Below are 10,240 nucleotides of genomic sequence, written 5' to 3'. Positions count from 1 at the left end.
GCGATCTGCCCGGCCTTGTACTTCGCGCCGCCCGCCTTGAACGGCACCCAGCCCAGCGAATGCTTCGCCGCCTTCGCGTTCGACACCCGCCAGTTCAGCCTCGACTTCTTGAACTGCTTGCGCCGGGCGGCGTATTCCTCGCACACCAGTTGCACCGTGGCGCTACCGATCTGCACGCCCTCGCACTTCGAGTACCCCGCCGTGAGCTTCTGCAGGTCGAACCCGCTCAGCCACTTTCCGCGCTCGCGGATCGCCCGCGAACTGGTCTCGTTACAGTAGTTCCACACCTGATTGACCTCGCGCGCCATCAAGGACAGCACGCCCGCGTGCTTGTCCTTGATCCGTAGCTTGAGGGTCTTCACGGCTTCCATCCGACAACTGTATTTCCATACATGTCGCTTGACAAGCCGTTCCGGCTTGAACGCTCGACCCCGGGCTGAACCCCGGGGCTTGTCGCTTCGTCCGGGTCAGCAGGTATTCAAAGTACCCGCCGCCCTCGCCCTCGTGGGACAAGCTGTTCGCAATGCGCCGCGCCACCAGACTCTTGCCCGTCCCCGGCGGCCCCACCAGCACCAGGTTTTCCCCGGCCAGCGTCGTCAGCATGGCCAGCTTCAGAACGTGTTCGCGCTCGACCAGCCCCTGGTTGAGCTGTTGCAGCAGTGATTGGATCTTCGTTTTCATCGGTTCAATTCCCCCAGAATCGTTTTGTCTTCTTGGTGCCATGCACCACGGTCATCGCCAGAACAGGAAAGGCCGCACCTGGGCCACCAGCCGAGCCAGTTCAGTCGCGTTGTGCTGCAGATGCGGGTGCTGCCAGAGGTTGCTGGCAGGTGCAGGCGCGCAATCCACCGACAACTCCAGCCCCAGTTGCTCCAGCCGCTGCCGCTGGCACGCCGCCTGGAGTTTCTCGGGTTCGTCCAGGCTGCCTAGCAGGTAGATGCGTTCCGCCACGGTGGCAGGCAGTGCGGCCTTGTGCGCGTGATAAAGCCGGGTTCTCGTTTCAACCTGTGTGCCATCGAAGTCGATGAGCAGCGGCAGTTGGCGGTTGGCGTCGTCCTCGGGCAGCACCTGCAGATGGTCCTGAAACTTGTTGACGCTCATGCCGCCAGATCCCCGGTGAGGATGGCCTGCACCAGATCGCCTTCCACGGCCAACTCCGCCAGCGGACGCAGCACCGTGGGGTCCAGGTGGCTCCTGCGCTCCAGTACCCAGGTGTTGTCGTCCGAGAAGCTGCGGATGGTTTCGGCGCTGTGCGAACTCATGATCACCTGCCCGCTGCCCCGGAAGGCCCGTCGCACCGCCATGGCGAAGTGCCGCACTTCGGCCATTGCCAGGTGGCTGTCCGGCTCGTCCCAGAACGCCAGCAGCGGCCCGTAGAACTCGTTGGCCGCCAACAGGACGGCGCCGACGAAAAAACACTTCTCCCCGTCCGACAGGGCATCGAAAGGCAGCTCCAGCCGGTCCTGCCCGGAGCGAAACTCCACCATCAATGCCTTCGCATCACGCCCGGTCGGCACATTGCGGAACTGGTGGAGATCCGGCATGACCTGCTGCAGGTGCTGGCTGATGTGCGTGTAGGCGGCCGGGTACTGGGCCAGCAGGCCGGCCAGCCAGTCGGCAAAGTTGCTGCCGTCCGCGACCGGCGAGAGGGTTTCGCTGTGGGCCTCGCCCGCCATCCGTTGCGGCACCGGCGCCAGCAGCACCATCGCGGCCAGCCAATCACGAAACTTTCCCAGCGTGCCGGAGAGCGCAGGGTCTTGGATCACCGTCAGCGCCACCAGGTGCCAGTCCATGCTGAACCGGGCCTCGCCCGCCAGATGACTGGTCCTGGGCATCGTCACTTCGGCCTGCGCTCGCGTGTAGATGACCGTGCCATCGACCTTCAGCAATTCATCGCTCACCCGCAGTTCCTTGAACCGATCAGGCAGCTCCAGCCCCAGCGCGTAATGGAAAACATGCCCGCCAAGCCGCACCTGCAGTTCGAAGCGCATCGGCACCGAGGTACGTCCAAGCGTGCAATCAGACGGCTTCACCAGGTCGCTGACCCGGTTGATCCCGCGGCCAATGCGCTGAAACACCGCCAGGGCGTTGGCCAGCGTCGATTTCCCGCTGCCGTTCTTGCCGATCAGCAGCATCGAAGGCTCGTCCCCCGGCTTGAATTCGAAGTTCTCCAAGCAGCGAAAGTTATGGACGTACAGACGTTCGAGCATAGGGCGATGGAGTCCAGGTCGGTGGCTGGGGTACTGGGTGCGCCGTCGAGATTATCCCCCGCGACACCTGCGCTGTTCGCCCACGGGCAAGCAGGCGATGATCCAGGGGCTGACCCTCGAACACCACGGAGACCCCCATGCCCTGGACCCCTGCCCCCACCCGCTACGACGCCATGCCCTACCGCTTCTGCGGTCGCAGCGGCCTGAAACTGCCCGCGCTGTCGATGGGCCTGTGGCACAACTTCGGCGACACCACACCGATCAGCCTGCAGCGCGAGATGGTGACCACCGCCTTCGACCTCGGCATCACCCACTTCGACCTCGCCAACAACTACGGCCCGCCCTACGGCAGCGCCGAGACGAATTTCGGCCGCCTGCTGCGCGAGGATCTGAAGCCCTACCGCGACGAGCTGATCCTCTCCAGCAAGGCCGGCTGGGACATGTGGCCCGGTCCCTACGGGCAAGGCGGCGGCTCGCGCAAGTACGTGCTGGCGAGCCTCGACCAGAGCCTCAAGCGCCTCGGCACCGACTACGTGGACATCTTCTACTCGCACCGCTTCGACGCCGAAACACCGCTGGAGGAAACGGCCGGCGCGCTGGCGACCGCCGTGCAGCAGGGCAAGGCGCTGTACGTCGGCATCTCGTCGTACTCGCCGCGCAAGACGGCGGAGATGGCGCAACTGCTGCGTGAACACAAGGTGCCGCTGCTGATCCACCAGCCGAGCTACAACCTGCTGAACCGGCTGATCGAGCGCGGCCTGCTCGACACGCTCGCCGCCGAGGGCATGGGCTGCATCACCTTCACGGCGCTGGCGCAGGGCGTGCTGTCGGACAAGTACCTGAACGGCATTCCGGCGGACGCTCGCATCAACCGGCCGGGCGGCGGCTCGCTGTCCCGCGATCACCTCTCGCAGGAGAACCTCGCCAAGGTGCGGGCGCTGAACGGGATTGCGCAGCGCCGGGGTCAGTCGCTGGCACAGATGGCGCTGGCGTGGGTGCTGCGCGACCCGCGGGTGACGACGACGCTGATCGGCGCCAGCAGCGTGGCGCAGATCCGCGAGAACGTCGCCGCACTGCAGAACCTCGCCTTCACCCCGGAGGAACTCGCCGAGATCGACCACCACGCCAGCGAGGGTGGCGTCGATCTGTGGCGGGCGCCGAGCAGCGACTGGGCCTGATTCCGCCCAGCCGCGTCGGCCTGCCCGTCAGAGGAAACCCAGACTCGCGTTCGCGGCCGTGGCGAAGCGGGTCAGGTTGGGCAGCACCGTCGGCAAGTTCGCCGCCGGCACGCCGAACCACGTCGCCAGCGTCGCCGCATAGCGGTCCACCGACGTGCTCGGCAACAAGCGGCCCTGTCCCAGGTCTTCCGGCCCGCCGAGTGCCACGGTCGGCCACTGCCCGTAGAGCTTGTTGCCCTTGACCGCGCCGCCCATGACAAAGTGGTGCGCGCCCCAGCCGTGGTCGGAGCCGCGGCCGTTGGACTGCAGCCCGCGCCCGAAATCCGACGCGGTGAACGTCGTCACGCTGTTGGCCACGCCCAGCTCCACCGTGGCCGCATAGAACGCCGCCATCGCGTCCGACAGCTCCTTGAGCCGCAGCGCCTGGTTCTCGACCAGCATGTCGTGGAAGTCGTAGCCACCTTGCGAGACGAAGTAGATCTGGCGCTTGTGGCCCAGCCCGTTGCGGGCGGCGATCATGCGGGCGACCATGCGCAACTGGCCGGCCAGACTGCCCGCCGGGAACACCGTGTTGACGGCCGGGGCCGCCGCCAGCGCCGCCTTGGCGATCTGGCCGGTGCTGATGGCGCGGGTGCCGACGGTGTTGTAGGCCTGCTCCAGCATGTTGGCGCGCGGCTGGGTGATGAGCGTGTTCATGGCCGCGGCCATCTCGGCGTTGTAGCGCCAGTGGGTCGGGTCCATCGTGTCGATGACCACTGGCCCCCAGGACGTGACCTGGTACTGCACCACCGAGTTGCCGGCCTGGATCAGGTTGTTGCCGCCCAGGGACATGCACATCGAGACGCTGGCACCTGGGTTGTAGGCGCTCGCGGTCAGGTCGCCGACGCGGCCGAGCCAGCCGGTGGCCGAGCCTTTGGTGGGCAGCCCGGATTGCCACGACGCCTGCTGGTCCGAGTGCGAGAACAGGCCGAGCGGCGTCTGGACCGACTTGGCCTTGTACTGCGCCAGCGTGGTCGGATACGCCAGCGTGCCAACGTTGGCCATCAGCGCGCACTGGCCGGCGTCCACCAGCGGCTTGAGCGTCGCGAACGCCGGGTTCAGGCCGAGCTGCGGGCCGCCGTAGCCGGCGAGGTTGAGCTGCAGCAGGGTCGCCTGCGGCAGCGCGATGGCCGGGCGGGCCGCCTGGTAGCCGGCATACGCGGCGTTCTCGTAGGGGATGACGGTGTTGCTCTGGTCGTTGCCGCCGAACTGGAAGATGCAGACCAGGGCCTTGAAGTCGGTGGCCGTCTGGGCGGCGACTTCGCCGAAGGTGGCGAGGGTGGCCGCGAACGGCGTGCCCGCGTAGGCGGTGGTCAGGGCGGCGCGGCGCAGGAAATCCCGACGGGCCAGTTGCTTGTGCAGATAGGTCATGGCGTAAGTCCGTCGAATCTCAGCGTTGAACCACGTACTCGGGGCAGGTCATCACCAGGAAGACCGCCTGCCAGACCCGCAGCTTGCGGGCGTTGGTCAGCGTCACCGGCAGCGTGTTCATCACGTTGGTGATGGTCTGCCTGGTGCTGTCGGTCATCTGGCCGGCCATCAGCTCGATGTTGAGGCGGCTGAGCAAGGTTTCGGCGTTGTCGGCGATGGCCTCGTAAGGGGCGTAGTTCGGCAGGATCTTGCTGGCGAACCCGCGCTCCGCCGCCCAGGACATGAAGTTGGTGTAGCCGGTGAGCGTGGTTTCGTGGGTGATCTGGAACTCGGGCGCGGTCAGCCCGGCCGCCAGGATCGGCCCCGGTGGTGCGTAGTCGGGACGGAAGAAGTTGAAGACACTGGGCGAGCGTTGCGGGTTCTGGCCCAGGCTGCTCACCGGATCTTCGAGGTTCCAGATCGTCCAGACGCCGTCGGTCGGCCTGGCGTTGAAGGCGCGCAACCAGTGTCCGAAGCGCAGCATCGGCTCGCGCAGCTTGCCGTAGGTGGGGCTGGCGAGGTTGGCGTCGCTGCGGGCCTCGGTGTCGAGCAGGATCGCCTTGATCACCGCCCCCAGATCACCGCGCACGCCCTTGCCGTTGTTGGCCCACACCGCAGCGATCCGGCCGACGTAGGCGCGGCTCGGGTTGCTGGTGACGAAGCGCTTGATGAGCTGCTCGCTCAGGAAGGGCGCCACGTTCGGGTGGTTGGCCAGCGTGTCGAGGGCGATCTTCAGCGAGGCCGGGCCACCAGTGCCCGCCGGGATGACCACGCCGTTGACGATGTTCTTCTGGCTGGTCGAGGTGATCGCCGGGTTGTTCATCATCGGCGCGTCCCACGCCTGCACGCCGTTGAAGGTCCAGCCGGTGAAGACCTTGGCCATGCCCATGACCTCGGGGATGCCGTAGGTGGGGATGGGGTTGCCGGTGGCGTCGAGCTGGCGGGATCCGTCCTGGTTGAGCATCCACAGGCCGATGCTGAAGAGCTGCATCACCTCGCGCGCATAGTTCTCGTCCGGCAGGCGACCCGTGGCGGTGTCCTCCTTCTGGTTGCCCATGTGCGAGAGGTACTTGCCCATGGCCGGGCTGAGCGACACGTCTTCGAGCAACTGGCGGTAGTTGCCGAAGGCGTTGCGGGCGAGCAGGTCGTGGTAGGCGGCGTGGGCGGCCGGCTGCGTCTCGATGGCGCTGTTGGCGGCGCTGGTGACGAAAATCTCCGACAGCGCGAAGGTCATGCGCTGGCGCAACTGGTCCGGGCCGGTGGCGGCCTGGGACCAGAAGCTTTCCATGAAGGCGTTGATGAAGTCGGACGTGCCCAGCGGGCCCTTCATCGCCACGTAGTCGAAGTGGCTGGGCGTGGTGCGCGGCTTGGCGAGCTGCTCATCCACCCAGGCCGTCGGCGTCATGGCGGAGACGCGGGTGATCTCGGTGGCGGTCGCGCCCCAGGTGGCCTGGTTGAGCAGCCGCGCGGCCTGCTTCTGGGCGGTGGTCAACGGCGCCGGGTAGGGCGAGGTCGGCGGAATCAGCAGCGTCGAAGCGGTGGCGTAGCACGCCTTCTTCTTGCCGAAGGAGGGGTCTTTGCCGAACACCGGGCTGTTGCAGTCCAGCCCGCCGGTGGCGTAGCGGAACACCCACTGGGTGCCCACCCCGTAGGCCACGCGGCGCGTGCCGGTGAAGTTGCAGCGGCCCCATTCGGCCGAGCAGGCGGTGCTGGTGTAGGACAGTCCGTCGAGGACGAAGGTCGTGCTCTGCGCCGCGGCGGGCGGGCTGAACACGGTGGTGGCCAAGGTCAGCAAGGCCCCCGCGGCCCCGCGCAACATGCGGTCAAGGTGTCGGCGTTGTGGAAACACGCTCTGCTCCGTCCAGATGGGAAGCCGCTCGGTGGCGGTCGGTATTCGCATTGTCGGCAACGGGTTGTGACAAATACGTAACCGACCGTCAACGCTAGCCGAATCGCCCCCCATGAACACGGGGTTCTGGCCTGTACCGTGACAAAGTACCCAAAGTTGTGGCCATCAGCCCGCCATCGCCGCCCGCACTCCGCCCACGAACGCTGCCACCAGCAGCACCGACACCGGCCCGATGCTGAGCGCGAAGCCCAGGGTGCGCTGCGCCGGCGCACGGGTGTAGGCGCGCTGGTAGACCACCCGGCCGACCAGGTAGACGGCGCCCACGGCGGCCATCGCGGCCGGTGACCAGTATTTCGCCGCCATCCACAGCGCCGGCACGAACACCACCAGCAGCTCCAGCGTGTTCATCTGCACCCGGTAGTGGCGCTCGAACAGCTCGTTGCCGGTGGTGGCGGGCGCCTTGACGCCGTAGCGGCCGCGGGCGCTGCCAACCAGTCCTCCGAAAACGAGGTACTGGACGAGGGCGAGGAAGGTGACGAGGTCGATCCAGGGCATGGTGAAGTCCTATGGTCCTATGGGTGGAGCGGGTCAGCGTACACCACCACCTGCCGGCCCCAGCTCCCTATCATGGCGTTCACCCGCCCAAGGAACCCCCATGCCCGCCCACGACACACCGGCCCTGCCGTCCCTCCCGCTGACCACCCTGCCCGGCCGCATCGGCGAGGTGCTCGGCACCAGCCCCTGGCTGCACATCGACCAGGCCCGCATCGACGCCTTCGCCCACGCCACCAACGACCTGCAGTGGATCCACACCGACCCGGTGCAGGCCGCGGCCGGCCCCTTCGGTCGCACGATCGCGCACGGTTTCCTGACGCTGTCGCTGCTGTCGTGGATGGGCGAAAACGCCTTCGACATCCCGAATCTGCGCATGAGCCTCAACTACGGGCTGAACAAGGTGCGCTTCCCCGCGCCGCTGCCGGTGGACAGCCGTGTGCGGGGCGTGTTCCGGCTGCTGGCGTGCGAGCCGATCGACGGCGGCTGGCAAGTCACCGTGGAAGCCACCATCGAGCGCGAAGGCTCGGCCAAACCGGTGTGCGTGGCGGAGTCGGTGTCACGGCGCTACCCCTGAGGCCCGCGACGGTCCTGGGTCAAGCGCGCGGGGCGGGTGCCGATATGCCCGTCAACGAAGAGTTCCGCGGCGCGTTCCTGCGCGCCCTTCCCTCCCGCTGACCCGATAGCCACCATGACCCACACCCCGCAAAAGTACCGCCTCCTGACCCGCAGCGACATGGACGGCCTGGTCTGCGCCGTGCTGCTGCGCGAACTCGACCTGATCGACGACATCACCTTCGTCCACCCCAAGGACGTGCAGGACGGCAAAGTGGCCGTGACCGAGCGGGACATCCTCACCAACGTGCCCTACGTGCCGGGCTGCGGCATCTGCTTCGACCACCACGCCAGCGAGGCCATCCGCAACCAGGGTCGGGACACGCCGGGCCATGTGCTCCAGGCAGAGGCCAAGTCGGCGGCCCGCGTGGTCTACGACCACTTCGGCGGCAAGGCCCGCTTCCCCCGTGTCAGCGATGCGATGATGGAGGCGGTGGACAAGGCCGACTCGGCCGGCTTCAGCATCGACGACGTGCTCGAACCCCAGGGCTGGGAGCTGCTGTCGTTCCTGATGGACGCCCGCACCGGGCTGGGCCGCTTCCGCGAGTTCCGCATCTCGAACTACCAGCTCATGATGAAGCTGATCGAGTGCTGCCGCGACATGCCCATCGACGAGATCCTGGCGCTGCCGGACGTGCGCGAGCGCACCGAGCTGTTCTTCGCGCAGCACGCCCTGTTCCGTGACCAGATCCGCCGCGTCGCCCAGGTCCACGACAACCTCGTGGTGCTGGACCTGCGCGACGAGGAAACCATCTACGCCGGCAACCGCTTCGTGGTCTACGCGATGTTCCCGCAGTGCGACATCTCGATGCATGTCCTCTGGGGCCGCGAGAAGCTGAACACCGTCTACACCGTCGGCAAGTCCATCTTCGGCACGCGCAACCGCATGGACATCGGCGCGCTGATGCTGGAGCACGGCGGCGGCGGGCACCACGCCGCCGGCACCTGCCAAGGCCAGAACGCGCAGGCCGTGGCGCACAAGCAGGCGCTGATCGACGAGATCCTGCTGCGCAGCCGCACCGCGGCGGACTTGAAGCAGGCGGCCTGAGGCGGGGTGGGCGGGCGGTGGCGTCGGCCACAATCGGGGCTTGGCCTTGTCCGCCCCCCCACCGCTCACCGCCCGCCCACCATGCCCACCCGCGTCCTGACCGGCATCACCACCACCGGCACCCCCCACCTCGGCAACTACGTCGGCGCGATCCGCCCCTGCGTGGTCGCGAGCCGCCGCACCGATGTCGAGAGCTTCTTCTTCCTCGCCGACTACCACGCGCTGATCAAGTGCGACGACCCGGCGCGCATCGAACGCTCGCGGCTGGAGCTGGCCGCGACGTGGCTGGCGGCGGGACTCGACCCCGAGCGCGTCACGCTGTACCGCCAGAGCGACATCCCCGAGATCCCCGAGCTGACCTGGCTGCTGACCTGCGTCACGGCGAAGGGCCAGATGAACCGCGCCCACGCCTACAAGGCCGCGGCGGACGCGAACACAGCGGCCGGCGAGGACACGGACGCCGGCATCACGATGGGCCTGTTCAGCTACCCGATCCTGATGGCGGCGGACATCCTGATGTTCAACGCGCACCAGATCCCCGTCGGCCGCGACCAGGTGCAGCACATCGAGATGGCCCGCGACGTGGCACAGCGCTTCAACCACCTCTACGGCCAAGGCACGGACTTCTTCGTGCTGCCCGAGGCGGTGATCGAGGCCGAGATGGCGCTGCTGCCCGGCCTCGACGGCCGCAAGATGAGCAAGAGCTACGACAACACGGTCCCGCTGTTCGAGGGCGGCTCGAAGGCGCTCAAGGACGCGATCGCCCGCATCGTCACCGACTCGAAGCTGCCGGGCGAGCCGAAGGAGCCGGAAGGTTCGGCGCTCGTGACGCTGTTCGAGGCGTTTGGCACCCCCGCGCAGAACGCCGCGTTCCGCGCCGAGCTGGTGGCCGGGCTGGGCTGGGGCGACGCCAAACAGCGGCTGTTCGCGCTGATCGACGGCGAACTCGCGCCGATGCGTGCGCGCTATGCCGAGTTGATCGCGCAGCCGGCCGAGCTGGAGGCGATCCTGATGGCCGGTGCCGCCAAGGCCCGCGCCGAGGCGGCGCCGCTGCTGCAGCGGCTGCGCGAGGCGGTGGGCCTGCGGCGGATGGTCGCTGCGCCTGTGGCTGCCGCGGTCGCGGCGAAGGAGAGCAAGGCCGCGCTGGCGGTGTTCAAGCAGTACCGCGAGGCGGACGGGCAGTTCTACTTCAAGCTCGCCGCGGCGGATGGGCGGGTGCTGCTGCAGAGCGTGGCGTTTGCGGGTGGGCGGGATGCGGGCGCATGGGTCAAGCGGCTGAAGACCGAGGGCGCGGCGGCACTGGCCGAGGCACCAGCGGCCTTGGGCGACGGCGTGGCGG

10 protein-coding genes and 1 pseudogene are annotated in these 10,240 nt (G+C 67.7%); 4 read left to right on the top strand and 7 right to left on the bottom strand.

Going from position 1 to position 10,240, the window contains the following annotated elements; genetic code table 11:
* The 4 genes and pseudogenes from QZW52_RS16700 to QZW52_RS16690 form a co-directional block, all read right to left on the bottom strand.
* Window positions 1–371, bottom strand: a pseudogene (locus QZW52_RS16700) (RNA-guided endonuclease InsQ/TnpB family protein); the annotation flags it as partial.
* Entirely contained in the window at window positions 271–681 is a 411-nt protein-coding gene (locus tag QZW52_RS19245) for an AAA family ATPase (RefSeq protein ID WP_363226931.1), read from the bottom strand. The pseudogene QZW52_RS16700 and the gene QZW52_RS19245, both read right to left, overlap by 101 nt.
* A 51-nt stretch (window positions 682–732) precedes the next feature.
* Window positions 733–1,101, bottom strand: a complete 369-nt coding sequence (locus QZW52_RS16695; protein ID WP_294000819.1) for a hypothetical protein — start codon at window positions 1,099–1,101, stop codon at window positions 733–735.
* On the bottom strand, window positions 1,098–2,210 hold the full coding sequence (locus QZW52_RS16690; protein ID WP_294000818.1) for an AAA family ATPase: 1,113 nt from the start codon (window positions 2,208–2,210) through the stop codon (window positions 1,098–1,100). The genes QZW52_RS16695 and QZW52_RS16690 overlap by 4 nt, the downstream gene beginning before the upstream one ends.
* Before the next feature lie 137 nt (window positions 2,211–2,347).
* Here QZW52_RS16690 and mgrA point away from each other — a divergent pair, with 137 nt between their 5' ends.
* Window positions 2,348–3,388 carry an L-glyceraldehyde 3-phosphate reductase gene (gene mgrA, locus QZW52_RS16685; RefSeq protein ID WP_294000817.1) on the top strand — a complete coding sequence of 347 codons (1,041 nt, stop codon included), beginning with the start codon at window positions 2,348–2,350 and terminating at the stop codon, window positions 3,386–3,388.
* A 27-nt stretch (window positions 3,389–3,415) separates the two neighbouring features.
* Here the strand turns inward: mgrA and QZW52_RS16680 are convergent, their stop codons facing one another.
* The 3 genes from QZW52_RS16680 to QZW52_RS16670 all read right to left on the bottom strand — a co-directional run bounded on the left by QZW52_RS16680 (window position 3,416) and on the right by QZW52_RS16670 (window position 7,241).
* On the bottom strand, window positions 3,416–4,798 hold the full coding sequence (locus tag QZW52_RS16680; protein WP_294000816.1) for a DUF1501 domain-containing protein: 1,383 nt from the start codon (window positions 4,796–4,798) through the stop codon (window positions 3,416–3,418).
* 19 nt (window positions 4,799–4,817) lie between these two features.
* Complete coding sequence (locus tag QZW52_RS16675; RefSeq protein WP_294000814.1) at window positions 4,818–6,656, bottom strand: DUF1800 domain-containing protein; 1,839 nt, start codon at window positions 6,654–6,656, stop codon at window positions 4,818–4,820.
* A 195-nt stretch (window positions 6,657–6,851) separates the two neighbouring features.
* A complete protein-coding gene (locus QZW52_RS16670) occupies window positions 6,852–7,241 on the bottom strand; it encodes an MAPEG family protein (protein WP_294000812.1) in 390 nt (129 codons plus the stop codon).
* A 100-nt stretch (window positions 7,242–7,341) separates the two neighbouring features.
* Between QZW52_RS16670 and QZW52_RS16665 the strand changes: the two genes are divergently transcribed.
* The 3 genes from QZW52_RS16665 to QZW52_RS16655 all read left to right on the top strand — a co-directional run.
* Window positions 7,342–7,815 carry a MaoC family dehydratase gene (locus QZW52_RS16665; protein ID WP_294000811.1) on the top strand — a complete coding sequence of 158 codons (474 nt, stop codon included), beginning with the start codon at window positions 7,342–7,344 and terminating at the stop codon, window positions 7,813–7,815.
* 114 nt (window positions 7,816–7,929) lie between these two features.
* Window positions 7,930–8,901 carry an exopolyphosphatase gene (locus QZW52_RS16660; protein WP_294000810.1) on the top strand — a complete coding sequence of 324 codons (972 nt, stop codon included), beginning with the start codon at window positions 7,930–7,932 and terminating at the stop codon, window positions 8,899–8,901.
* A gap of 81 nt (window positions 8,902–8,982) precedes the next feature.
* Window positions 8,983–10,240, top strand: a 1,258-nt coding sequence (locus QZW52_RS16655) for a tryptophan--tRNA ligase (RefSeq protein WP_294000808.1), incomplete at its 3' end; no start/stop codon positions are given.

This window comes from Sphaerotilus sp. (genome assembly GCF_013299175.1).
Lineage (GTDB): Bacteria > Pseudomonadota > Gammaproteobacteria > Burkholderiales > Burkholderiaceae_C > Sphaerotilus.
This window is presented reverse-complemented; position numbering and strand designations above follow the sequence as displayed.